The 24560-nt window shown below is 69.1% G+C and carries 15 protein-coding genes and 1 pseudogene; 5 read left to right on the forward strand and 11 right to left on the reverse strand.

Translation table 11 applies throughout. The features are described from left to right. Positions 1 to 98 precede the first annotated feature (98 nt). Positions 99 to 497, forward strand: coding sequence for a hypothetical protein (locus tag QA861_RS00690; RefSeq protein WP_334586214.1), 399 nt, complete (start codon positions 99 to 101; stop codon positions 495 to 497). A gap of 150 nt (positions 498 to 647) precedes the next feature. On the opposite strand, the gene QA861_RS00695 is transcribed toward QA861_RS00690, so the two are convergent. Continuing rightward, positions 648 to 2879, reverse strand: a complete 2232-nt coding sequence (locus QA861_RS00695) for a hypothetical protein (protein ID WP_334586215.1) — start codon at positions 2877 to 2879, stop codon at positions 648 to 650. A gap of 112 nt (positions 2880 to 2991) precedes the next feature. After that, on the reverse strand, positions 2992 to 3489 hold the full coding sequence (locus QA861_RS00700) for a hypothetical protein (RefSeq protein ID WP_334586216.1): 498 nt from the start codon (positions 3487 to 3489) through the stop codon (positions 2992 to 2994). 215 nt (positions 3490 to 3704) lie between these two features. Here QA861_RS00700 and QA861_RS00705 point away from each other — a divergent pair, with 215 nt between their 5' ends. After that, positions 3705 to 5777: a PQQ-binding-like beta-propeller repeat protein gene (locus tag QA861_RS00705; RefSeq protein ID WP_334586217.1), complete on the forward strand. Its 2073-nt coding sequence runs from the start codon at positions 3705 to 3707 to the stop codon at positions 5775 to 5777. 62 nt (positions 5778 to 5839) lie between these two features. On the opposite strand, the gene QA861_RS00710 is transcribed toward QA861_RS00705, so the two are convergent. From QA861_RS00710 to QA861_RS00720, 3 genes are all read right to left on the reverse strand, one after another. Further along, positions 5840 to 6103: a hypothetical protein gene (locus tag QA861_RS00710; RefSeq protein WP_334586218.1), complete on the reverse strand. Its 264-nt coding sequence runs from the start codon at positions 6101 to 6103 to the stop codon at positions 5840 to 5842. Between the two features lie 254 nt (positions 6104 to 6357). Next, positions 6358 to 6834, reverse strand: a complete 477-nt coding sequence (locus QA861_RS00715; protein ID WP_334586219.1) for a hypothetical protein — start codon at positions 6832 to 6834, stop codon at positions 6358 to 6360. 209 nt (positions 6835 to 7043) lie between these two features. Next, positions 7044 to 7856, reverse strand: a complete 813-nt coding sequence (locus tag QA861_RS00720; RefSeq protein ID WP_334586220.1) for a hypothetical protein — start codon at positions 7854 to 7856, stop codon at positions 7044 to 7046. A gap of 856 nt (positions 7857 to 8712) precedes the next feature. Here QA861_RS00720 and QA861_RS00725 point away from each other — a divergent pair. The 3 genes from QA861_RS00725 to QA861_RS00735 all read left to right on the forward strand — a co-directional run bounded on the left by QA861_RS00725 (position 8713) and on the right by QA861_RS00735 (position 17522). Then, positions 8713 to 10878, forward strand: a complete 2166-nt coding sequence (locus tag QA861_RS00725; protein WP_334586221.1) for a tetratricopeptide repeat protein — start codon at positions 8713 to 8715, stop codon at positions 10876 to 10878. A gap of 201 nt (positions 10879 to 11079) precedes the next feature. Next, entirely contained in the window at positions 11080 to 16341 is a 5262-nt protein-coding gene (locus QA861_RS00730) for an AAA family ATPase (protein ID WP_334586222.1), read from the forward strand. Continuing rightward, positions 16338 to 17522, forward strand: coding sequence for a hypothetical protein (locus QA861_RS00735; RefSeq protein WP_334586223.1), 1185 nt, complete (start codon positions 16338 to 16340; stop codon positions 17520 to 17522). The genes QA861_RS00730 and QA861_RS00735 overlap by 4 nt, the downstream gene beginning before the upstream one ends. 237 nt (positions 17523 to 17759) lie before the next feature. Here the strand turns inward: QA861_RS00735 and QA861_RS00740 are convergent, their stop codons facing one another. The 6 genes and pseudogenes from QA861_RS00740 to QA861_RS00765 all read right to left on the reverse strand — a co-directional run bounded on the left by QA861_RS00740 (position 17760) and on the right by QA861_RS00765 (position 24547). After that, complete coding sequence (locus QA861_RS00740; protein WP_334586224.1) at positions 17760 to 19028, reverse strand: IS701 family transposase; 1269 nt, start codon at positions 19026 to 19028, stop codon at positions 17760 to 17762. Positions 19029 to 19237: 209 nt separating this feature from the next. Further along, a complete protein-coding gene (locus QA861_RS00745) occupies positions 19238 to 20545 on the reverse strand; it encodes an MFS transporter (protein WP_334586225.1) in 1308 nt (435 codons plus the stop codon). Continuing rightward, positions 20542 to 21150 (reverse strand): ArsR/SmtB family transcription factor, encoded by a 609-nt coding sequence (locus QA861_RS00750; protein WP_334586226.1) that lies wholly within the window; start codon positions 21148 to 21150, stop codon positions 20542 to 20544. The genes QA861_RS00745 and QA861_RS00750 overlap by 4 nt, the downstream gene beginning before the upstream one ends. A 92-nt stretch (positions 21151 to 21242) precedes the next feature. After that, entirely contained in the window at positions 21243 to 22037 is a 795-nt protein-coding gene (istB, locus tag QA861_RS00755; protein WP_334586227.1) for an IS21-like element helper ATPase IstB, read from the reverse strand. A gap of 12 nt (positions 22038 to 22049) precedes the next feature. Continuing rightward, positions 22050 to 23685 (reverse strand): annotated as a pseudogene (istA, locus tag QA861_RS00760) (IS21 family transposase). 262 nt (positions 23686 to 23947) lie between these two features. After that, positions 23948 to 24547 (reverse strand): hypothetical protein, encoded by a 600-nt coding sequence (locus QA861_RS00765; protein ID WP_334586228.1) that lies wholly within the window; start codon positions 24545 to 24547, stop codon positions 23948 to 23950. Between the last annotated feature and the right edge of the window lie 13 nt (positions 24548 to 24560).

Genomic DNA, 24560 nt, shown 5'->3' on the forward strand with positions numbered 1-24560 from the left:
CAGTTCAGCAACCCGGCCCGCGCTCGCGCTCCAATCAGGAGGTACTGGCGCCCCGTGTGGGCAGGGCAGGTACGCACGCGCTGCGCGAGGATGGGGAAATGTCCGACGACCCCACTGCTCCTGGTGCGCACCCGGTACAGATCCCCGCGCGGATACACGCGGTGGGACCGGGCTGGCGGCAACTGCTGGAACATCTGCATGAACAGATCTGCACTGAATTCCCCGGCTACCGTCTCCTCGACCTCAAAGAGAAGCTCGGCGGCCTGCGTGTCCATGTAGACAGGCCAGCGGGCAGCGGCGACGCCCTGCGGGCGCTGATCGCCTCCGCGGAAGCGGAGTCGGAGCGCACCTGTGAGTTCTGCGGCGCACCCGGCCGTATCCGCACCCGCGATGACCAGCCGGGAGGATGGCGCAAAGCCGCATGCAGCACCTGCCATACCGCCTGGTCGGCGCGTCGAATCATGATCGTCCAGGGTGTCGTGCGTGAGCACGGGTGAGACAACCAACCCGGCGGTGTACCGGACGGACGCGTGTGGGCCTGTCCTGCAAGCAGGAACGTGATCAACTGCTCGCTGCGCCTGCCGGAGTCGGCGTTGGACGTAGTCGTTGTCGACCACCAACAATGCCGCGCCCTGACGTACGACGCTTCACACCAAGCCGATCTGCCCCAACAGGCGGCGTGTGTCGGGAGAGGTGTCTTCGAGCGTGTGGCCGTGTTCGAGGCTCTTGAAGACCACGGCGCCCTTGGGGACGCGGTCGGCATGGAAGGTGGACCAGGTGCGGCAGGTTGGGCAGTCCCGGCCGATCAAGAACGGGCGCAGCAGGTGCAGTGCGCCGTCGGTGTCGCGAAGGTAGAGGCTGCCGGTCTCCAGTTCGTTGCTGGTTGAGATCATGGTGCGGGTCGGGACGACGGGGTGGTCTCCGGCCAGTTCCCGGTATTCCACGCGGGCGCTGCGCGCGAAGGTGTCCCAGCGGACGTCGGTGATTTCCAGCAGGGGCAGGTCGGCCAGGAAGCGGGCCCGTTCGACCAGGCGGGTCAGGTCGGCGAAGGCGACGTCGATGGCGTGGGGCAGATCGGTAGGGTCGACTCGCCGCAGGTGGGCCTGGTTGTTGCGGCGCTCGCTCAGGGCTTGGCGGGCCTTTTCGGCGTCCTGGTGTGCCAGCAGGGTCCGGATGTCGTTGAGTGGGTGGGCTTCGGGAAGGTTGTTCAACTGCTTGCTGGCCGCGGCTTCATTGAGCACATTGGCCCAGTCGCCGAACCCGGGCCCGCTGCGGCCGCCGGCGAGTTTGTCCCGGATCGCCGTCACGGAGCCCAGGGTGACCTGTCGGGCGTGGGTGAGGGCGAGGACGAGTTGGGCGACGTAGCACAGCAGTTCCTCGGCCGTGTCGAGGATCGCGGCGTAGGCGGCTTGGGCGTCACCGGCGCTGATGCGGGCCTCGGTCTCGCGCCAGCGGTAGGCGATGGGGTAGGGGAAGCGGGTGCGGACGCTGTGTCCGAGGTCGTCGAGCAGTGAGGCTGCTTCGACGCGTAGCCGAAGTGCGCGGCCTGAGTCGATGACGCGGGCGCGGGCGCGGGCCGCGGTCTTCTCCAGGAAGACGGATTCGATCACCGAGTCCGCCTCCTGCTCCCACCGTTTGAACTGCTGTTTGGCAGCCGTGAGTTCATCAAGGGCCTTGGTCAGTGCCTCATCGGGCTGTGGGACGGGTAGCGCGGACAGCGCTTCCATGCTGGTGATGGCCAGTCGTGGCCCGGCCAGGGTCAGGGCGAGCGGTGTACGCAGGAACATGCTGATCAGGCGGGCCTGCGGCCGGGAGAGTGGCTTGATGGGCCGCAGGATCACCACTTGTTCGGAGGCGGCGGCGGGCAGGTCCTCTTCCCTGACCTCGGCGGTGAAAAAGCCGTGCGGGGGCACTGTGAACGGGACGTTCATGCGGCGGATCACCAGGTCTCCCGCGGCGAGTTGCTGGTCCGCAGGGATGGTCGCCCACAGAGTTTCCTCCGACGGTGGGGCGATCGTGCCGTCCCTGGCGATGTCACGCGGCCGGATCATGCGCACTGCGCCGGGCCCCTTCGGGGACGTCAGCTGCTTGCCTCTTTTGAGGGCCGCGTCGCTGAAGGGGGCGCGGCGGAACGTGAAGAGATCACCCAGAGCGTTGACGGCCCCGAAGCCGGCGAGGTCCTCGCGGCGTTGGAGGATGTGCGGGTCGAAGCGGTCGAAGTAGAGACTCTGTTGCGGGCCGGGGATCTCCCGCAGCACATAGCCGTGCTCCCCCCTGCCGCCCTGACGCTCCAGCAATCGCTCGAAGTCCTTGACGACAGCCATCTCGTCGGAGCGGGGGCGCGGCACCTGGAAGAGCTTCAGGACGGGCCGAGTCTGCGCCCGCGCCCGCAGGAAGACAAGCGCCGATTCCGCGTGCGCGGAAATCTGCGTCAGCATGCCGGTCCCGTAGGCGAGGAGCAGGATGTCCCAGTGCTCGGCAATCTTGGTGCGCATCTCGACCGCCCAGGGCTGATCCGACACCCATGGGTGTGCCGGCAGCAGCACCGCCATCACAGCGTCAGGTGATGGCGGCCGGCACGCGGCCATCACCTCGACGTAGTAATCCGGGGGACCAGCTGCACGGCGCCGATCAGGTTCCGTCCTGCGTTCCCAGGTCGGTACCAGGAGCAACGGCTGCTGGGTGAGCAACTCTGCGGCACGCGGGGCCAGTTGCTCCCACGACGACTCGCTCACGCTCTGCCAGCCTTCCGGTGCACTGAAGGTCAGCTCGCCAGCCAGCGGGGAGCTGCTCAGCACGGCCGGCGCGCCCTGGGCAAGCCGCTCGAAACCGATGCCGACCAGCCGCTCACTCAACGACGACAACCGCGCGGTCTCCATCACGTTCCCCCATACCCGCCCTACGCTCCCCTGCGAAAGGAAGCCTAGAGGTCTGCCGATCACCAGCGCACTTCGGCGCGGCAGTGCGCATACCGGCACCTGGCGGCAGAGTTCAGCCATCCGTACCGCGCTCGCACCGGATCACGATGTCAGCGCCCCGCATGGGCAGGGTCGGCGGCGGCCGTCCCGGAGGGAATCTTCGGGCTGGAGGAGCAGCACAGCTCATGGGGCCGCCGTGTCGGGACCAGTCCTGGCTGTCGCGGTGTCGCCTGTGTAGCCAAAGTGGTATCCGGCTGACCGGTTCTCGCCACGCGTCCAGGAAACGGTTCAGGTCTGCAGCGAGCCTCGTGCCCAGCCCCAGCACCCTGCTGGCGGGCTCGAATCCCGCAAGTACGTGGGGCGGCACGATCAGGACAGCTTCCACCCCGTCTCCGAGCCGGTTACCGGAGAGCAGTTCCGCGTCTTCGACGTCCGTCAGCAGCGCGACGGCCTGGCTGTTGCCCTGCTCGTACATCAGGAACGCGGTCTGGGCCAGGACGAGTTGCACGGCATCCGCCGTCGGCCCGGCCTGCTCAGGGGCGGGACCGGCTGCCGTGACGGCGACGGACATCTGAACCTGTCGTCCGGCGGCCCTGCGGCGCAGCGTCCGTGCTCCTGCCGGCCGGGGGAATACGGAAGCGCCAGCGTCTTGCCGGTACGCGGCGGGCGGCTTGGGACTCGATTACTGGCCATCGGTGTCAAAAGGCCGGTAACCGACGGCACGGTGGCGCGTTGCCCAGGCGGGAGCAGTGCGCCGACTGCCACGAATCCACATCAGGGAGGAACGTGTCCTACCGCCGCGATACCGGCATCCCGGCCGCGCTGCCCGTTCAGCACGCCGCGTTGCAGCAGGACGGATCGCCGGAGCCGGCCGGAGCCGGCCCCTACTCCACCGGGGGTGGCGGGACCGTTCTGGAGCACCGCTATGGGGCGGTGCTGTTGTCGCATCTGCTGACCGGAACGCCGGTGCCCGGCCTGGGGGATGCCGTGACGCCGGTCCGCATCCGCTTTCAGGGGCGTTCCGTCAGTCGCGTGGACGACATCGTGGTGGTCGGAACGGCGCCCAACAAGAAGGAGGTCGTGCTGTCCATCGGAGTGCGCAGAAAGCCGAAGCTGGTGCCGAGCGAGGCGGACTCCGTCAAGCTGATCGGCGACTTCCTGCACGTCGCGCGCGCCCAGCGGGCGCTGGTGGACAGCGGCCGCTGGAAGCTCGCCCTGGCCGTCGTGCCCTCCTGCATTCCCGCTCAGCAGCTCAGGGCGCTGGCCGAGATGGCTTCGGCCACGGGCAGTTGGACGGAGTTCCAGGACCGGCTGCGCCGTCCGGGCAGCCTGCAGACAGCGGTGCGCAACCGGCTGACCCAGCTGGAAGCGATCGTGGCGTTGCTGGCCCCCGAGCCGTCGGCTCAGACGGCGCGGGAAACCTGGCGACTGCTGTCGGCCCTGCGTCTGGTCGAGATGCGCCTGGAAGGCGCCGACTGCACGGACCGGACCTACAGTGTCGAGCGTCTGCGTGCCGTGACGCCGCAGCGCAGCAACGAGGCGGCGCACGCCCTGTTCGCGCATCTCGCGGAGCAGGTGGGTGCTTACGCTCCAGGCGGCGCGGTGGTGGATCTGTCCCGGCTACACGCCGACCTGCAGGGTCTGGACTGCTTCGCCCCGTCGGGCCGACCCTCCCCCGCGGCCGCTGTGCCTGCCCGGACGGCGACGGTCAGCAGACCACGGCCGGGCCGTCGCCGTGCGCATGCCAGGCTGCGGTGGGAGGTCCGCCTGGTGACCGGGGCGGCACACCAGCCCCAGGTGCACGACGGCACTGTGGTGGTGGTCGACGACTGCTGGACGCTCGCCTTCGACGCGGGCTCCGGCGACCAGCGCTGGGGCAAGAAGGCCGGCAGCGGACAGAGGCCGGTGGTCGCCGGTGGGGCGTGCTTCGCCTCCGACTTGCTGGGCCATGCCCGGGCGTGGGATCTGAGCACCGGTCAGTGCAGCGCGCCGCTGGCTCTGCGCATGCAGGACGGCCTGGCCTCGGTGTCGGACGGTGTGCTGTTCGCCGGGCACCCCGAAACGGGGCTGAGTGCCTGCGACGTCACCTCGAAAGCGATGCTGTGGTCGGGCGCCGGAGACCGGCTGCAGGTCACGGCTGCGCCCCAGGCTTATGGCGGCATGGTGTTCGCGCTGCTGCAGGATCGGGCAGCATCCGCGCCCGGGCAGCAGGTTCTTGCTGCCTTCGGAGCGAGGAGCGGGCACACGGTGTGGCGCTGGCCGAGCGGCTCGTGCGCCATCGCGCACTGGAGCGCCGGCGACCAAGTTCTCGCCACTGTTGTCGACACTCCGGACCGCACGCAGGAGATCGTCGCACTGGACCGTGCCGACGGAGAGGTGCTGTGGCGCCACGAGCTGCCCGGCGAGGCGGCAGCCGCGCCCGTGCATACGGGTACGGCGGTTCATCTGACCACCCGGTGCGGCCGGGCGCTGGCCTGGGATACACGGGAGGGACGCCTGCGGTGGGACGTTCAGGCCGCCCAGCGCATCCGTGCGGCTCCCCTGGTCACCGGTGACGGCGTCAACATCGCCGCGTTCGCCCCGGGCCGGCTGGTGGTCCTCGATCCGCACTCTGGCGGCGAGTTGTGGAGCAGGCCAGCGGGCGGCGCCTTCACCACCACGCCGTTCATGTGGGGGGATCGCATCTGGGCCGGCGACCGTACCGGGGTCCTGCACGCCTGGGATCCGCTCACCCGCCGGAGTACGCAGCAGTTGCCGGTGCGGTGGAGCGAAGAGGGCGGCGGGTGGCCGGCCGTCGAGGACCGCAGGATGTTCGTCTCCACCTGCAGCGGCTGGCTGCAGGCGTGGGAACTGCCCTGACGGCCCGCCGGCCAGCGCCGGCGGCCATGTCCGGGTCGCGGGTACCACCTTGGCCCGGCCGGTCAGCGCTCGATCGACAGCGGCACGCGCAGGTAGGTGGTGAGCCCGGCCTGGATCGCGGGATCGATGCAGTCCACGTCGGCCATCGGCCCGGTGACGATCACGACGCCGCCGCTGTCGGCGACAGCGCGCTGCCACGTGGGCCCGGACGGCAGGGAGGCGTCGTAGAGGTGGCTCGTGTCCGGGAAACGGATCACGAGGGCCCCCTCGGGCAGGCGCAACTCGGCGCTCCAGCCCCGGGTGTGCTGGGGAGTGGAAAGTGACATCGTGGTGAGCTGTTGTCCACCCGCCTGCCGCACCAGGAACTCCAGGGTGTCGGGGATCTCGACCTGGTCCTGGGCGTCACGGACCTGCAGGGTGTGGAGCTGCAGGATGAAGATCGCTGGTTCGCGGCCAAGTGCCCGCTCGCCGCCTGGAGTTGCATCGCGGCGACGCCTGGAGACCGGGCGACAGCGGGGTGTCGTGATGGTTCATCGCGTCTCCTCTGGTCTCCTCTTGCGCGTTCATAGGGGTGCGGGGGTCACTGGTAGAGGAAGTCCGCCTGCCACCGAGACAGGCCGACGACGAGGGTGACAGCGGTGTCCGCCGCTTCGCGGCGCTGTGCTGTTGTGCGGTGGATGCAGGCGGTGTCCTTGATCCACCCGTGTGCACCGTACTGCCGGGCCAGTGCGCGGAAAGTGGCCGAGGCGCGGAACGGGGCGCCTGGCGGCTCGGTGCCGGCGACGAGCTCCGGCGGAATGCCGCAGTAGGTTTCCGACGTCAGGAAGCAGGCCCAGGACACCAGCTCCAGCGTCGCTCGCGCATCACCCGCGACACGGTCCAGCAGGGCGGGCCGGCACTGCCGGCAGTCGTCCAGCGTCGCGTAGGTCAGCTGGTCCAGTACTTCGGGAAACGGCGCGGGCAGTTCGCATATGAGGTGTGCCCGGGACGGCGGGACGGACCGTAACCTCTGCGCCGCGGCATCGTGCTGATGCTCCGCTCGGCTCGTCTTGTCCATGGACTCTCCCGCAACAGGCCTGCTCCTGGGACCACGGCTCATCCTTCCGGGCCTGCCCGCCAGGCGGCGGGAAAGTCACGAACCCACCCTGCGGCGGCAGATCTTGCGGTAAGAGGCACTGGTGCTGCTCGGGGCGCGGGTGCGCAGGCCGTCCGCAGCCTCCGTGACGAGGCGATCACTCACGCGGATATGCGGACTGCCGGCCGGGATCAGTCGTCTGCGTGCAGCAGGACAGCGCTGCCCGACCATGGGGTCCACTGATCAGTGAAGGGAGCCAGTGCATCAGCGGGTGCAGGCGTTCCGACCGGTGCCGTGTACGCCCGCACCGTGTGCTCCCAGCAGGTCGACGTCAGCACGACCTCCCGGTCGAACAGTGCTGCCGGGAGCCCGAGAAGCCCGGCAGCCTGGAGAGCCCGGACGTAGTTGAGGAGTTCGATCGCCTTGACCATGACCCAGGCGACCAGAGGCACCGCAGCACGGAACCGTTCGGACAGGCCAAAGGGATCGGCCTCTTCGAGGAGATCGGTGTCGTGGTGAACCACGTCGCCGTAGATCCATGCCGTGGCCAGCTTGCGGTCGTCGAGTTCGGCGGTCCAGCCCGTGACGTCGTCTCCGATCATGACCTGGTAGCCGCCGTCCTCCCGTGAGGCATTCGAGTCCGCTCGCGTCCGCCACTCGACCCGCGCAGCTTTCACCCATGTCGCGTCGTGCGGCTCCCGGCAGAAATACCCCAGCGCGGCCAGCGCTTTCAGATATGAGCAGGCGTCATTTTCCAGCAGCAGCGGCCTGACCCGTGCGGCGGCCGACTCTACGACCTCCTCGGCCGGGTACTCCTGCCTGATCTGTGCCTCACCGCCGCCGAGGGCCGTCACCGTATACGGTGCGCCTGCCAGAGCGACCAGCGCGTCCCAGTCCGCTGCCAGGGAGTGTGCTTCCACCCGGCGGGCGCGCACCACGAACGCCTCAAGTCGGCCACGATGCGGCGCCGCTGGATCCGCCCCCGCTTGACCGTGGGTCCCCATGAGCCCCTCCAGGAGTAGGTGAACCGCCTGGCCCGGAACCGCACGGCTTCAACAAGCATGACGCGGTAGCCACACCAACAGCAATCCGATTCAGGGCAGTTGACCAGACACCCTGTACTCGGGCAGCGGATCCAGCATCGGGCAGGCGGGGCGGCGGGGATGTCAGTCCCCAATGCGATGATGCGCGTGTGACGGGACGGCTGAGGATTGTGATGTGGCTGCTGGCGGTGCTGTGCGGCGCGGCGGCGGTGGGGCTGGGTGTCGTCGCGGCTCTTGCTGATCTCGACACGGCTGGACAGGTAGCGAGCGTGGCTGGTTCGGTCGCCAGCCTCGTCGGGGTTGCGTTGAGTTGCTACGCACTTGTACGGCCGTCTGCGGCCGGCGGCCACGGGGCGGCTGTGACAGTGTCGGGAGCGCGTTCCGTCGCGGCTGGCGGCAGCATCGGACGCGTGGTCACCGGTGATCGCGTCACTCTCACCGCACCCCCTGCGGCGCCCCCGACTGCAGCAGGGACGTCCGGTTCGGCACAGGCGATGGGCGATCGGGGCGTCGCAGCGGCCGGCGGGGTCGGCGAGGCCTTCACCGGAGATGACGCGCGCGCATGAAACCGTAGCAGAGGAAGACCAAACCAGCTCCCGGACCGCAGAACTCGCCTGCTGACCGGCAGTCCTTGAGGCCGGACGCCGACGTGGCGGCATCCGGCCTGCGCTCCGTTGCGGCCGCCGGGAGCATAGGTGCAGTCACCACGGGCGACCACAGCCCTCTGACGGTCAGCGTGTACCCGTCCGCGCCGGCGCCGACCGCGTTGGCCTCCCTTCCCGCTGCGCCCTCAAAGCTCAGCGGCCGGGACACAGAGGTGGAGCAGGTTCTGTCGGTCCTCCGCCCGCGCACCAAGTCACCGCAGCAGGAAGCGAACCGCTCAGGGGCAGGGCTGATCGCTGCCGCGGCTGCGGATGATGTCGTACCGCCCGTGCTGGTGACCTCAGTCGCCGGGCTGGCTGGTGTGGGCAAGACGGCACTTGCCCTGACCTGCGGGCATGTCGCTGCCGAGGCCGGCTGGTTCACCGGCAGCCTCTTCATCGACCTGCATGGATACGACGAGAGCCCGGTGCAGCCAGGTCAGGCTCTGGAGGCGTTCCTGCGGGCCCTCGGCGTCGACCCGGCCGACATTCCTGCAGCGGCTGAGGAACGGGCAGCGTTGTACCGGTCCGCGCTGGAAGGCCGGGCCGATCAGGGACAGCGTCTGCTGATCGTGGTAGACAACGCCGCCAGCGCCGACCAGGTCCGTCTCCTTCTCCCGGGCAGCCGTCGGCACCAAGTCCTGATCACTTCCCGGCACACTCTGCCGACACTCGACGCGCGGCTCGTGGATCTTGCTGTGCTCAGCCCCGAGGCGGCGGCGGCACTCCTGCGGCATGCCCTGCAGAGAGCCAACCCCGCGGACCGACGCGTCGTCGACGCCGCAGACGGCGTTGAGGAACTGGCCGGTCTGTGCGGGTACCTGCCGCTGGCTCTGCACATCAGCGCCGCCCTGCTGATCCTGGAACCCGACAGAGCCGTCGCCGAACTCGCGGCCGAGCTCGCCGCGGCCCGGTCACGGCTGAGCCTCCTGGACGACGGAGAGGAGGCTGTCCGTGCCTCCTTCGATCTCTCCTATCGTCGGCTTCCCCCGGATCATGCCGAACTCTTTCGTCTCCTGGCGCTCAACCCCGGCCCCGACATCGGCCTTGAAGCAGCGGCAGTCCTGGCTGCCCGCCCGCTGCTGGCCGTCCGCACCATGCTCCGCGCTCTCGTCCAAGCGCACCTGCTCGATTGTGTGAACAGGCGCTGGTCGATGCACGACCTCGTCCGCGACTACGCCACCGAACTCGCGCACGACACCCAACAGGCTGCAGCAAACGGTGCCGGAGGAGATGACGCGCCGGGTGCGGCAGGGACTCACACTCAGGCACGCAGCCGACTCCTCGAGCACTACACCACAACTGCTCTCGCAGCGAGCGCATACCTCACCTCGGGGGCACACACATCTGCGCGAGGCGGATTCGCCGATCTAGACGAGGCGCTGGCCTGGCTGGACAGCGAGCGTGTCAACCTCACCGCGTCCGTGGCCGCCGCAGCCGCCATCCAGCACCAGGACATCGCTCTCCAACTCCCGGTGATCCTCTACGACTACCTCATCTGGCACGGGTACTTCGACGACTTGATCACCGTGACGACAATCGCGTGCGGCGTCGCCCACCAAGCGGGAGCGCTCGCCGCCGAGGCAGGAGCGTGGAACAACCTCGGCATCGCCCTGGCCGAGGCCTCACGCTACGAGGAAGCTGGCCTTGCCCACAGGCGTGCCGCCGACCTCTTCGCCTCAGTGGACAACCACAATGAACGCGGCAAGGCACTCAACGGACTCGGTTCGGCCCTGCGCGATTCGGGGAATCCCGCCGACGCACTACAGATCCACCAGGAAGCCCTGGCAATCCAGAGGACTTGTGAAGACCTGCAGGAACAGGCTGCGGTGCTGAACAGCCTGTCCCTGGACGACCAGGAGCTGGGGAACGTCGCAGCGGCGTGCGCCGCAGCAGAAGAGGCCTCCTCGCTGTTCCAGCAACTCGGCGACTCCATCAACGAAGCGAAAGCACTGTGCACGGCAGCATTCGCACTCCAGACGTCGGGACAGTCCAAGGAAGCAAAGGCGGTCTGCGAGCGGGCCATCGAGGCCGCCAGCCGCACCGTGGGCAATCCCCATGACGAAGCGGCAGTCTTGATGACCTGTGCCGAGTTGCTGACCGGCCTCACGCCCCAGCAACGGATCGCTTACCTCCTGCAAGCTCTGACAGCATGCGAACGCGCCAACGCGCACGGTCTGTACGCGCACGCGCTGGGTGCCATCGGCCGGGCATGGATCACCGCGGGCGACAGGAACCAGGCCGCCGCTCACCTCACGCGTGCAGCAAGCATGTTCGAAGACCATGGTCTTACCAGCGAAGCGGCCGATGTTCGGGAGCTGCTCGCATTGCTCCAGCCCTGACCCAGCCTCACGCACGTACGGGGCGCTGCGGCATCCGTGCCGCAATGCAGCCGATTGAACGGCGGTCGGCGCTCCGCTCTTGCCCCGGCCGGTCACCACGGCCGCCGGATTCCGTGCCCACCGCCACGTGGGCGGCGAGGTTAGGGTGGCTGCGGTGGCCCGGGGTGGGCACCGCGTGAACAAGGCGCGATGGAGGTGAGCATGGGGTTGCGCCCGACCCACCTCGGCTACGCCTACCAGGACCTGCTCACCGCGCTACGCCTGGTAGACCTTGCGGTGGGACGCACGACATCGGTGCTGGTCGACACGAAGCTGTTCACCGGTGACCGGTTCGACGACATCACCTGCGAGTGGGGCACCAGCAGCCGCGAACGGCTGCAGATCAAGCACACAGACCATGACCGCGCGTTGTCGCTGGAGAGTTTCACGAAGGATAACCGAGGCCTACGTCTGGATCTTCTCTTCTCCTCCATGGAACACGACCTCACCTCGCATCCCGGTGCCTCGCACCGCCTCGTGGTACGCGACACGGAGCCGGAGGATCCCGAGCTGACCCGGGTGCTGCGGCCGGTCCACACGAACGCCGATCCCGGGCCTGCACTGCACGGCCTGAGCAGCAAGCGGTTCCGATTCGACGCCGCCGCGCTGCGAGCACACGCTCCGTGGAAGGAGATGCTCGCCAAGGTCGATGACGACCTGCTCAGCCGCGCCTGCGCCTCCCTGGTCGTCGACACGAATCTTCCGGCATGCTCGCTCAACATCCGAGAGCCCGGACCAGCTGAAGCGGCCTTGCTGCACCGCATCACCGAAGAACTCGGTGCCGGACGGCCGCCGAACCGGCACCGCACGCCCGAGGAAGTGGCACTGACCCTGATCGAGACGGCCAAAGCGGCTCGCAGCCGGGCGGGAACGGTGACGGTCGAGGACCTGCTTCCCCGTCTGAGCCTGGAAGTCGACTTCGGAGCGGTCCGTGAGGGCCACCCCGTGGACCACGCCACCGAGGTGCACCGTCCCACGGTGCTCACGGGCGTAATCGCGGCCGTGAAGGGCGCCGCGCAGCAGGGGGGTGTCGTGGTGGTCACCGGCGCTCCCGGCATCGGCAAGTCGTGGCTGTGTGAGCAGCTCGGGGAGGCGCTGCGGGAGACCTGGCTGGCGGTGCGACATCACTGCTGGCTCGGCGCCGCGGACATCGACCGGGAACAGCGTGTGCTGACCGAAGTCGTGATCGGCAGCCTGCTCAAGCAGCTGGAGGTGGCCGTTCCGGAGGCGTTGGCGCAGGTTAGGCCCCGCTACGCGGCCACTCCGGAGACTCTCGCGGCCACGGTCACGGCCGCGCGCGGCCTGGCTCCGGACCGGCCGATCGCGCTGATCGTGGACGGCATCGACCACGTCAGCCGGGTTCTTGGATACACCGCCGGCAGCGCCTTTCGTGCACAGGTGGACCCGGCGGCCCAACTCGTCGCGGACCTCACTGCCCTCGAGCTGCCGCCTGGTGTCGTGCTCGTCCTGGCCAGCCAGCCCGGCCCTCACCTCGATTCCGTCGACGACGGTGCCTTCCGACTCATCGTTGCCCCACTCAACCGCGGCGAACTGCATGCTCTGGCGGAGCGTCTGGGCGTGCTGGTGGCCCTGGCGTCGTCGCCCGCCGGTGAGGGGCTGGATCCCGCTTCGCGGGCGGAGGCCGCGGTTGCCCTGATCGAGGAACGCTCACGCGGCAATGCTCTGTATGCCACCTATCTGTGCCGGCAGGCCGTCGGTCCCCTCCCGGCCCTGGGAGCGGCGCCCGCGCCGGATGGCACCGGCGATCCTCTGGAGAGGCTGCGGACCATTCCGTCGTCGGCGCACGACCTCGACGACTACTACGCCTATCTGCTGGCCGGTCTGAGCCCCGGGCAGCGCTCCGCTGTCAGCATGCTCGCGGTCTGCGACTTCGCCGTGACCGCACAGGAACTCGAGGAGATTTTCCCGCTGCCCGGCATGCAACTCGGTGCCGCGCTGACCAGCGTGGCACCGATCATCGCGCAGCAGCCGGGCATCGGTGGACTGAAGATCCACCATGAGAGTTTCAGCCGCTTCATCCGCCGGATCGACGGCGACGGCGGGTGGGTCGATCAGGTCCGGTCCCAGGCCGTCGACTGGTTGTCCCGGCGGGGCTTCTTCACCGATCCCCGCGCCTTCCGGCATCTGCCCGAACTGCTGGCCGTCTTGGGTCGCGACGACGAACTCGCTCTGCTGATCGGGCCCGATTTCCTCGCCCGTGCGATTGCCGGGTTGCAGCCCCCGCAGGCCGTCGTGCACACCCTGGCTGTTGCCGCGCGGCGGGCGGCGGCCCGCAGTGACTGGCCCACGCTGGTGCGCTGCATCGAACTGAGCCGGGCGCGGGCGAACTACGAGGACGAAGGCCTGCCGGGTTCCCTGGTGCCGTATGCGGATGTGCTGGTGGAGCTGGTGGGAGCCGACCGCTTGGCGGCAAGCCTGATGTATGAGGGTGTGCCCACGATGCCGGCTCGGTGGGGCCTGCAACTGTGTGCGGCGGTCGACCGGGCCGGTTACGCCGCCCCGTGGGAGGCCTACCTGACGGCCTGGGACGACGTACGCAACGACGAACGGGTCCACTACGGTTCCCAGAGCGACGAGTCGGTGGCCTTGGCGGAGCTGCGCGGACGGATCCGATTGCCGGCCCGGGCCAGCGATGATGTCGAGCCCGAGCAGGCCCCACGCACGCTCGCTCAGCGGGTGGCCCGATTCCTCAACCAGGAGGCTCTGACATCGCCCGAGCTGGCCCTCGATGTGCTGCTGGACTGTCTCGGTTTCGTGCCGCTGTTGGACAGTACCGAGCACATCGAGCGGCCCGACCGGCGCACTGCCCTTCTGCTGCATCTTGCCGACGCCCGCGACCGTGCACACGGCACGCTGCCGTCGGCGCGCACGCTGGCCACGGCGGCATGGGCCAGCGGACCGTGCGACCCGCGGCGCTTGCTCCGCCATGGTCTGATGGTGGCGGACCTGGCTGATGAGGTCTTCTCCCCGAACATCACCACTGTTCTCACAAAGGCGACGCTCGAGGTGCTGACCGACCGTCCCGGCGGTCTGTCGGGGCCGGTGAGCAGGTGGCTTGCGCTACTGGCCGTGGCCCACGCGGCCGACCCACAGACGCCCACCCGGCTGCTCCCTCATCTGGAGGGAGACGGCTTCTACCGTGCCTGGCTGCGCTTTGCCATTGCCACCCTCGGCCTGCGCCAGGACGTCGAGGCGGGCAAGCTCCCGGCCGCGACCGCCTCCGCCACCGCCCGCGTGGCGCTCGAGCAACTGGCCCAGCACACGGCCCCCTTCACCGGCCGTCCCAGCGCCAGTGACCTGATCGACATTTACCAGCTCGTGCGTCAGGTCCTGCACGACGCCGTCGCCCTGCTGCACGGCGACGACGTCGCGCTGGGCATTGCAGCCCTGCAAGCCGTCAGCGAAGGAACCACCACCTCTCTGATGGGCATGGCCGGAACCGGCCCTCTGATCACCACCGACCTGCTGTCCTTGCTCGCTGCGAGCGTCGGCCAGCCCGGGGTCGACGTGGCGCGCGAACTGATGCGCGCCCTGCGCGCGGCGCACGCCGGGTACCGTGCGTTGTATACGGAGAGCGCCGACTTCGAACTTGAGATGGCCCGCGTGAGTCTGGCCTGCGGCGACCCGCAGGAAGCGCAGCGGTGCTGGGACCGCGCCGCCCGCTACATGGGCGCCTACGGCAGCCACAAGGACATCACCATCGAGGAGCTGCTGGATCCGCTGCCCCAGCTCATGCAGGCCGATCCCGTCCAGGCGCGGGTGCGGCTGGCACGTACACAACCGCTGGTGTATCTCGTCGCGCACGGCACCGACGGGCGGGGCACCGGAGGATTTCCCAGCCGCTGGTGGCAGTTGCTGGCCCGTCTAGACCCGTGGGCTGCCGCACAGTTGGGCGCCCAGGTGCTGCTGACGGAGCCTGGGCTGCCCGATCACCGGGTGGCTACCGCTCACCAGCAACTGCTGGCGACCCAAGCGAACACGGCAGACCCCGTCATCCTCGCCGCGGTGCGCATCGCGGCAGGAGGCGCCGGCCACAACATCAAGGGGGACATCGCCCTGCTCGGCAGGCTCGCCGAACTGCCGGCCGACGACGCGGCCCGCTCAGTGCGCCTGCTTCCGGTGCTCGCCAACGCCATCACCTCCACCTACGACGACCAGACGCTGGCCGCCGCACCGCACGCAGCCGGGAACGAGCCCGCCGCAGTGCTCACCGCCGCAGCACACCGCTGCGGCGGTGAGGGCCCGCACTGGGTCCCCCGGCCCGTGCCGACCAAGACCTCCCGCGACTGGTCGAGCCACAGGCGCCCTGCCACCCATGCCTATCTCCACGCCCAGCAGCGCCCCACCCTGCCCCCGGGCGCTGCCGGCGCGCTGGCCGCGATCCGCGACCGCAGCAGCAAGGCATACAGCGACCCGCCGGGTCCCCGGTGGTCACGGGACGCCCTGGCCAACGCGGTCGGATGGCGGCTGCTGGAGATCCTCCACCGTCAGGGAGCCGACGCCGTCACCCAGCTACTGCACCAAATCCCCGAGGAGATGAACCTCTCCAATCCCCTGGAGCTCCTCGCCGACATCGCCGTCGGCCTGCGCCTGCGCCACGACACCGACCCCGGCGTCTTCGGCCCGCTCGCCGCAACAGCCGGCATGCTCGCCTACACCAAGACTCGAGGCGGCGGCGGATGGCGCGTCTTCGCCGGCAGCGACCGACTGGATCTGTGGCAGCAGGCGCACGCAGCCGACACCACCACCGCAGCCCGCATCCTCGCAGACCAGGTGGCCCAAGCCATCGCCAACCCAACCCACAACCGCACCACCGGCGTCAGTCAGGCGCTGGTCTCGGCCTTTGCGATCCAGTCCCCGGATACCTCCCAGCACTCCCCCGCCAGCGCGCTGGCCTGCTGGGACGCGGCGTACGACGTCATCGCGCACCGGCTGCCGGGCGACGCCGGCCTCGGCCATGGGGCCTACCACCCACAGCCGGGGCCGGCCACGCAACACGACATTGACACCGCGCTGTGCCGGCTCTTCCTGGCCACCGTCGCCCTGCCTGAACGCGGCGACAAGCGCCGCGCCTTGATCGCAGCAACCGCTCTCCTGGCCAGCCGTCCCGCCCAGGCCCAGGCCGCATTCGCGCACGTCTTCTCCTTCGACCTGGGCGCTGGCCCGCTGACCTGGCTCATGTCCGTCCTGCACAGCCACCTGCCCGAGGGCCCCCTCGATGCCAGCCTACGAGAGCAGCTCGAGGCCCTGTGTGGCAGCGGCATGCTGTCCGTACGCGCCGAAGCTGCTGCAGTCCTCACCCGCGCGGGATGCCAGCCACCCTCCCCTCCGGCGACCGCCGCCCATCCGACACTCGCACGCGCCATCTCCGCCGCGCTCTCCAGCACCGAGGGCAGCACATGAACAATCCTCGGGAGTTCGCAGCCGACCTCGTCGACCAGTACCTGGGCGCCCGCCTCGACGCCGCCGACAGTCCGGCCGGGCTCCGCGAGACGGTCGTCGACCTTGTGACCGACGCCTTGGCCGCCGGGCACGTCGAGACGTTGATGACTGCCCAGTTGGACGCGTTGGCCCACCCCAGCCGGACTCAGTACCCCGACGCCTACCTCGCCGCCGAGGCCGCCGCCGAAGACGCCCTGCAGCAGGCCGCCGCCGGCCTGCGAGTCGTATTCGCCCAGGCCGGGCACCTCGCCCCCGCCCACACTTTTGAACGCAATGCGGCCGCGCGACTGCGCGACGACCCCCGCGCGGCCTTGCGTGCCGAACTCGCCCGTGTTCCCCGCCCCCTCGCCCGCCCCGAGGCGCTGGCATGGTCACTCAATCCCGCACCCTGGTTCAGTGACACCCGGCAGGAGCAACTGCCCTGGCCCCCTTCCGGCTTGGCATCGGTCGCGGGCCTGCGGGCCCTGCCGGGAGGCGCCACTGCCCTTTCTCACGTTACGGACGGGCCTCACGCAGGCTGGGTACAGGTCGGCCTGATCGAGCAGCACCACACCCCCGCACGCCGCCACCCGAACCAGCCCGCCCGCCATGTACGCGTCGCGCTCGGGCTGGAGGCCGTCAACGACGATCCGCCGCCCGGCACGCTTCCCCTCGCCCAGGCTCCCTGGCAGCTGTGGACGCGCCCGCTCCGGCGCCTAGCTCCAGGACTGACCAAGGCCGAGACGGCAGCCGAGCACATCCGCACCAAGAACCAGGCCCTCGTGGCACTCACCGACGCCGGCACCACCATCATGGTCGACACACCCCACCGCGACAGCGGCCTTGGCCTGCCCCTCTACGTACTGGCACCCGCCGCCAGCGTCGTGGCAACCCTCGGACTCGAACCCACCCTCGGCATCTGCGGGTTCAGCCTCAGCGACGCCGCAGGAGAAGCACTGGTCTGCCGCCAGTGGCACGGCCACCTCGTCCACGACGGAAATTACGAGCCTCTCCTGCCCGCGATCGCAGGCGCAGATCTCCTCATCCGTCCAGACCTGTTCACACGCCTGTGCGACACGATCGGCCCCTCCCGCTGCCGAACGGGCATCAGCGTCCGCCACATGCCAGCAACTCACGACGACGCCCCCCACAGCGGAGACTGATAACACCTCCCCGAGAGGCTCAGATCAACCACCCGGTCAGCCATCGCGAGCCACATCGGGCAGTACCCCGCCCCACCTCTCAAGATCAACTGCATCGCGGCCACAACTTACGTCCAAGCCATAAAATTGTGCGTCTAGTAGGACTCCGTTAGGTTGCTCTGGCTCTGGGGTTGTGGCTGGTGGGGGTTGTTCTGGGCAGGGGGCGGTGGCAGGTGGTACAGGTGCCGGTCCAGCAGTTCAGGAGGTCTTGGATGGTGTCGAGGGTCTGGTAGAGGGTGAGTCCGCTGTATCGGCTTTTGGGGCCAGGCGCTGTTCGGTGAGGTATGCGTGGGCGGCGGTGACCAGGGTGACGTGGTGGTGCCAGCCGTTCCAGGAACGTCCCTCGAAGTGGTCCAGGCCGAGGCCGTGTTTGAGTTCGCGGTAGTCGTGCTCGATGCGCCAGCGGATCTTCGCGAGGCGGACCAGTTCGGCGACCGGGGTGCCTGCTGGCAGGTTGGACAGCCAGTAGTCAGTGGGTGCCTCGGCGCCTATGGGCCATTCGACCAGCAGCGTGACCTCGGGCAGGACACCCTCCCAGCCGCCCGGGCCGGCGGCTGCCTGGGCCAGGCGACGGGATTTGATCCCGGCCGGCCGCACCCGCAGGGACAGGAAATGTGAGCGCATCGGGCCGTGGGAGCCTTCCCGCCAGGTCACGTCGAACGCCTGCCGCCCATGACCGGCCGCGAGCGCGGCGACCGGCAATGGCTTGTCGCGGTAGCGGGGCTGGGGCTTGCGGCCGTTGCCGGACCAGGTGGGGGTCGTGGGCTGCGCGTCGTGCGGGTGGACGGTCACGTCCGAGCGGATCGCCACCACGTAGCCGATACTCCGGCGTTCCAGTCCGTCGCGGAAGTCGGCGTTCTGTCCGTAGCCGGCGTCGGCCACCACCGCCGGCGGCACCAGACCCCATCCGGCCAGTTCATCGATGGTGTCCAGGGCCAGGCGCCACTTCTCCCGATGCCCGATCTCCTCCGGGATCCCGGTCTTGCGGCGGCGGACCGGATCGTCCGCCCACTCCTGGGGCACGAACAGGCGCCACTGCAGCGGACAGGACGCGGTGTCGGAGACCGCGTGCACACTCACCGCGACCTGGCAGTTGGCCTGCTTGCCCAAAGCGCCGCAGTACTGGTGGGCGACCGCCACCGACATCCGGCCGTCCTTGGGAAACGACACGTCATCGACCGCCCAGGCGTCCGGGCCCACCTTCGGCACCATCCGCTGCGCGATCCGCCGTCTCACCGGCACCGGATCCCACGTCGACTGGTTCACGAACTGCTGCAGGTTCTGCTCGTTGCCGTCCGGCAGCCGCGCAGCCATCGGCTGGATCGACTTGCGCCGCCCGTCCAGCATCAGCCCCCGCAGATAGCAGTCACCCTTGGCCCGCTGATCCTTCCGCGGCACCGAGGTGAACACATCAGCCACGAACAGCGCCAACTTCGCCCGAGCACGGTTCACTTCATGTGCGTCCACACCATTAACGTGCCCCCGAACAGCACCGAGAGACAGACGTAACGGAGTCCTACTAGTTACGGCATCCTCTGTCTACTCACAACACCACAGTTCACAGACCTTCCAACTGCCTGGCTTTGAACGAGTCTGTTGGCCCCACCCTCGCTGCGGATCACGGATCCGATCCACGAGGGCTATGTCACGGGGCGCCGGGATGGTTCAGCGGCGGGTCAGCAAGGCAATGGTCGCGCGTCCGTGTCGCTGTCCGGAGCCACCGGATGGTCCGGAGTCAGGGAGTGGATGCGTGGTATTGGCGAGGGCAGCAGCCAGAGCAGCGACAGCGTTCCGCCGACGGCCCCGATGAGGAGGGTCACCCGGAGGCCGATGAGGGTAGCGAGGAGGCCGCCGAGGACGGCGCCCACAGGGCGTAAGCCGTAATTGATCGTGCTGAACGCGCCGGCGACTCGACTGCGCATGCCATCGGGGATCACGTCCGCCTGAAGGGAGTTGAGGTTGACGTCGAAGAGCATGACGCCGACGCCGGATAGGAACTCGGCCAGGGCCAGGGCTCCGGCGCGAGCCCAGAGGGGGCCGCCCGCGGCAGCGGCGATGGCGATCGGTGCCGGGAACAGCACAGCGCCCACGACGATGCTGCGGCCCACGCCGAGTCTTTGCGAGATCTTCGGGGCAATCACCGCGCCAAGGAGCGCGCCGGTGGCGCCGATCCCGAGCGCCATGCCAATGACTCCCGCGGTCAGTCCGAGGTTTCGGCTGGCGAACAGCACGATCAGTCCACTGCCCGCGATGAAGGTGAAGAAGTTGACGGTCGCCGCGCATCCGAGACTCGCCCGCAGCACCGGGTGACGGACGACGAACACCAGTCCCTCCCTGGCACGCCGCTGCAGGGAGGGTGCTGCTTGGTCAGGGGCGGCTGGCGGTTCGTCGATCGAAACCCGACCGACCAGAACCGCAGACGCCAGGAACGTCAGGGCGTCGACGACGACGGCGACGGGAGCGGTCAGCGCCTGGACGAGAGCACCACCGATCGCCGGTCCGGCGACGTATGACGCGGAACGGCTGGCACTGAGCTTGCTGTTCGCGTCGATGTAGGACGACCGGGGCACCAGGTGGGCGAAGAACGGCGGATAGGCGGTGTTGAACAGCACCCCGGCCGCACCCGTCAGCAAGGCCACGACATACAACTGGCCGAGCGTTACTGCCCCCAAGAGATAGGCAGCTGGGAGAGAGAGCAGTACTGCGGCGCGCACCAGGTCGGCGAGAACCATCAGGCGCCGCTTGTGGACGCGGTGGTCGACCCAGGCACCGAGGACGATCGCGAGCAGGTTCGGGGTCCAGATGAGCGCGGTCAGCCACGCCACCTGATTGGCCGAGGCGTGCAGCGCCCCCACCGCGATCAGCGGCAGGGCCAGTTCGGTGATCCGGTCGCCAAACTGTGAGATCGAATTGCCGGCCCAGAAACGACGGAACCGCTGATCACGCCACAGCGATACGGGTAAGGACTGGTCTGCAGCGCTCATGGCGTCCCGCCGGTCTGCTCCTCGGCGCTCTCCGGCAGGGTGTAACGCAGGAGCCGGACGCCGCGGCCGTCGGCCGGACGCGCGGCCTCGTCACGCATCACGTAGGGCGCGAGAATGCGCTCGATCGCGTCCTCGATGGCGGCGAGTTCGTCGGCGGAGACGACGACGCGGGTGTTGGCCAGACCCGCAAGGCGCCGCCATGCCGGTTCGAGCTTGGGCTCGGCCTCGGCAGCCCACCGGTTCGGCAGGTCTCCCGAGCGCAGGAACATCTCCCGGGACAGGACCCGCGCGGCCGACCTGCCCTCCTCGTCGTCCGGATCCTCCGGCGCTTCGAACCGGAAGCCGCGCGCCACCGCCTCCCACCGCCGCTGGCGACGGTCCGGGCCGGGCTCGGCATCACGGACCAGCCCGAAGCCCGCCAGATGCCGCAGATGCCAGCTGGTCACCGACGGAGTTGCTCCCACATCGGGCGCGAGTTGCGTCGCCGTCGCCGGCCCGTACCGCTGCAGGCGTTCGAGAATCGCCAGCCGCACCGGGTGCGCCAGCGCCCGCATCGCCTGCGGATCAGTGATCTCGATATCGCCCAGACGATTACCAGAATCCATAACGTGAGAGTTTCCTCTCACATATTGTGAGAGTCAAGTCTCACATCTCCGGTGCTGGGCAGCCGCCGTGCGTCCCAGCGGACAAGGTGTGATCAAGCGCTGAGGGCAGCCTGCTGGCGGGCTTTGGTGTGGGCGAGGCGGTAGGAGTCGCTGCCGGTTTCGATGATGTTGCCTCCGAAGGTGAGGCGGTCCACGATGGCCGCGCAGAGCCGGGGGTCGGTGAACGTCTTGGTCCACGAAGAGAAGGACTCGTTGGAGGCGATGGCCATACTGTTCTTTTCCTCGCGCTCGGTCAGAACCTGGAACAGCAGCTCGGCTCCGCGCCGGTCCAGCTCCATATAGCCCAGCTCGTCGATGCAGAGAAGATCGACCCGTCCGTAGCGGGCGATGGTCTTGGTCAGCAGCTTTTCGTCGGCGGCCTCGACGAGCTCGTTGACGAGTTTGGTGGCCAGGACGTACTTGACCCGGAAGCCGGCCATCGCGGCCTCGGTGCCCAGCGCGATCAGCAGGTGCGACTTGCCGGTCCCCGAGTCGCCGATCAGACACAGCGGCAGCCCTTTGCGGACCCAGTCGCACGAGGCCAGGGTATGGATGGCCGCCGGGTCGATGGCGGAGTTCGCGGCGAAGTCGAACGTGCGCAGAGCCTTTTCGCGGGGGAAGCCAGCGGCTTTGATCCGGCGTTCGGAGCGGCGGCGGTTGCGGTCGTCGCACTCGGCCATCAGTAGCTCGGCCAGGAACCCGCGGTAAGTCATCTGGTCACGGGCCGCGGCGTCGGCGAGCTCGGAGAACTGGCCCCGCATGGTGGGCAGGCGCAGGTTGCGGCAGGCCGCGTCGATGGCGGCGTCGGCGGCGGGCTCGGTCAGACCGCGGGGACGGGTAGAGCTCATGGCGGGACTCCCCTAACTGGTGGGACGTTCGGCCGGAGGCCGGTTGTGACGAAGAAGCTGGTCGTAGGCGGCCACCGAGGGCAGCGGCCTGGGGTCCGGAGGCAGCGCGGCCATCCTGCGCGCGGTCAGCGACACCACCGGAGAGGCGATACGGCTCAGCGCCGTGTCCGGGCCCGGCTCGCCAGGAGTTTCGCCTTCGGCGGCCAGGCGGGCTTCCAGGGCCACCGCGTCTGCGGTCAGGGCCCCGGCCCGCAGAGCGGCGGCGATCCCGGCGACGACGTGGTCGTGGCTCATGTGCCGGTGCAGCAGCAGAACCTCGATCAGCGCACGGGTGCCGGCCGCGTCCCCGTGTGCGCGGCGGGCGTTCTCCCACCAGGCGTCGTGCACGGGGGTGAACTTCCCCGCCGCGCGGGCCTGGTCCAGTGCGGTCGCCCCGGGCAGCGCGCCGGGCTTGCGTAACAGTCCTTCCAGATAGTGGTCCAGGTCCAGGCGGCTCCCGCCGCGTGTGACGAGGCGCTCGTGCCGGGCGACTTCGGCGCGGCCCTCGTAGACCACCACCTCGGAGGCGTGCAGCAGGACGCGGACCTGGCGGCCGATCAGCCGTACCGGCACCGAGTAGTGGTTTTGCCGCACGGTGATCTGCGCGTAGCGGTCCACCCGCGGGGTCAGGAGCCGCCCGGTCTCGAAGTGGTCTTCGGGCAGCGGCTGGAGCAGGGGTTTTTCGATGGCGAAGTACTCGCCGACGGTGCGCGGGCGCTCGCCGATCCGGCGCTGGTCGTCCTGCCGGTCCCACTCATCGATCCGGGCGTTGAGCTCGGCCAGGGTGGTCACGTCGGGGACGGGGACCAGGCGATTGCGGCGGAACCGGCCGACTTCGCCCTCGACGCCGCCCTTCTCATGCGCGCCGTCGATGCCGGGCCGGCAGTAGAAGGCGTCCAGTCCCACCCAGGAGCGGAACGCGGTCCATCGGTCCGTCTCCACCCGGGCCCGGGTGAAGCCGAGCACCCGGGCCACCGCGGAGGTGAGGTTGTCGTAGCGGACCTTGCCCCAGGGCAGTCCGCCCAGCACCTGGAAGGCATGGACATGGCCCTCGAAGAAGGCTTCCTGCCCTTGCGAAGCCGATGTGATGCACGGCCTTCCCGGAGAAGGAGAGCCGGAAGACGAACAGGTAGCACAGGGTGCGAACGCCATCGAGGGTGATGTAGACGTCCCCGAAGTCGACCTCGGCCTCCTCGCCGGGGCGGTGCGTCTGCGGGATGAACACGCTGGGCGGTCCGCGGCCCTCCTCCACCCAGATCTCGGGCCTGCGGCGCCTGATGTAGTCACGGACCCGGCCGTAGGAGACGTTGTCCATGCCGTGCTCGTCCACCAGCCGGTCGAAGACCCGCTTAGCGGTGTGGCGCTGCTTGCGCGGGGCATCCAGATCAGCACGCAGAATCGCGTCGATCAGATGCTTGTAGGGGTCGATCACCGAAGGCCGCGGAGGCATCGGCTTGTGGGGCGTCGGCCATGGGGACGTCAGAGCTTCGCGTACCAGACGCCGATGCACGCCGTAGCGGCGCGAGAGTTCGTGGATCGACAGCTTCTCGGCACGGGAGTCGCGGCGGATCGCCGCGAAAAGCTCAACCTTGGTTCTCGGGCCGTCCATGCGGGCCCCCTGACTGTCGGAAGCACATCGATGCTCCCACTGCAAGACCGCCCCTGGGGCCACTTCTGACGAACACTCAAACTGCGATCAAGCCCCTGGGGCCCAAAGGTTCGTTCCGCTGGAGCCAGAGAAGTCGTTCATAGCCAAACTGCCCCTGCGCATGACGCTCTTGACGAATTGTCCCGTCTCTGATGATCTGGTCCTGATCTCAGTCGATCTGGTCCGATTCGCACGTCGTCTCAGTTGATCTGGTCCGATTGGGCTACTCGTAGATCTTGGCTGCCGAGAGCTGCAGGGCTACTGATCGCCAGGTGACCGGTTCGAGTTGGGCGTGGAATGGCGAGGTGGCGCCCACCCAGGCGGCCCAGGCGTCGAGCCAGTCGTAGAGGGTGCTGTGGGCCCAACTGCCTCCGTCGCCCGCCCATTCGCCGCGGCTGATCTTCGCTTGGCGTTCGCGTTCGTCCCGGGCGAAGTCGGTGGCAAGCGTCGCCGCGTACATCCGCAGGTCGCGCACGGTGTTGACCTCGTCCGAGGTGGTGCCGGAGTCGGCGAGCGCGCAGTTGAACGCGGGCGGGGTTGTGCGGACGATGTCGAGTTGGTAAGCCAGGCCCGGCCATCCGGGCTGGTCGGGAGCTTGTTCATGCAGGAGGTCGGTGCCGTCGATCCTGCTTCCCAACAGGCGGACCCAGCCCCATAGGAACGTGTTGATGCTTCGGTGGGTCCAGCGCTCAGCGGCGGGCGAGTGCGGATCCTGATCGGTGCACGCCTGCTCGCAGTCGGCGGCCAGTCTGCGGAGGTAGGCGGCGAAGTCCGCTCGGGAGTCCACCTGCTGCCAGGAGTCGATGTTTCGGGATGCGGGCACGTCGAGAGGCTAC

The organism is Streptomyces sp. B21-083 (genome assembly GCF_036898825.1).
In the GTDB taxonomy this organism is placed as follows: Bacteria; Actinomycetota; Actinomycetes; order Streptomycetales; family Streptomycetaceae; genus Streptomyces.

Bases quoted from the DNA above. Each gene is read 5' to 3' on its own strand.
- QA861_RS00690 (WP_334586214.1), top strand. From the start codon at position 99: ATGTCCGACGACCCCACTGCTCCTGGTGCGCACCCGGTACAGATCCCC.
- QA861_RS00695 (WP_334586215.1), bottom strand. From the start codon at position 2,879: ATGGAGACCGCGCGGTTGTCGTCGTTGAGTGAGCGGCTGGTCGGCATC.
- QA861_RS00700 (WP_334586216.1), bottom strand. From the start codon at position 3,489: ATGTCCGTCGCCGTCACGGCAGCCGGTCCCGCCCCTGAGCAGGCCGGG.
- QA861_RS00710 (WP_334586218.1), bottom strand. From the start codon at position 6,103: ATGTCACTTTCCACTCCCCAGCACACCCGGGGCTGGAGCGCCGAGTTG.
- QA861_RS00715 (WP_334586219.1), bottom strand. From the start codon at position 6,834: ATGGACAAGACGAGCCGAGCGGAGCATCAGCACGATGCCGCGGCGCAG.
- QA861_RS00720 (WP_334586220.1), bottom strand. From the start codon at position 7,856: ATGGGGACCCACGGTCAAGCGGGGGCGGATCCAGCGGCGCCGCATCGT.
- QA861_RS00730 (WP_334586222.1), top strand. From the start codon at position 11,080: ATGGGGTTGCGCCCGACCCACCTCGGCTACGCCTACCAGGACCTGCTC.
- QA861_RS00735 (WP_334586223.1), top strand. From the start codon at position 16,338: ATGAACAATCCTCGGGAGTTCGCAGCCGACCTCGTCGACCAGTACCTG.
- QA861_RS00745 (WP_334586225.1), bottom strand. From the start codon at position 20,545: ATGAGCGCTGCAGACCAGTCCTTACCCGTATCGCTGTGGCGTGATCAG.
- QA861_RS00750 (WP_334586226.1), bottom strand. From the start codon at position 21,150: ATGGATTCTGGTAATCGTCTGGGCGATATCGAGATCACTGATCCGCAG.
- istB (WP_334586227.1), bottom strand. From the start codon at position 22,037: ATGAGCTCTACCCGTCCCCGCGGTCTGACCGAGCCCGCCGCCGACGCC.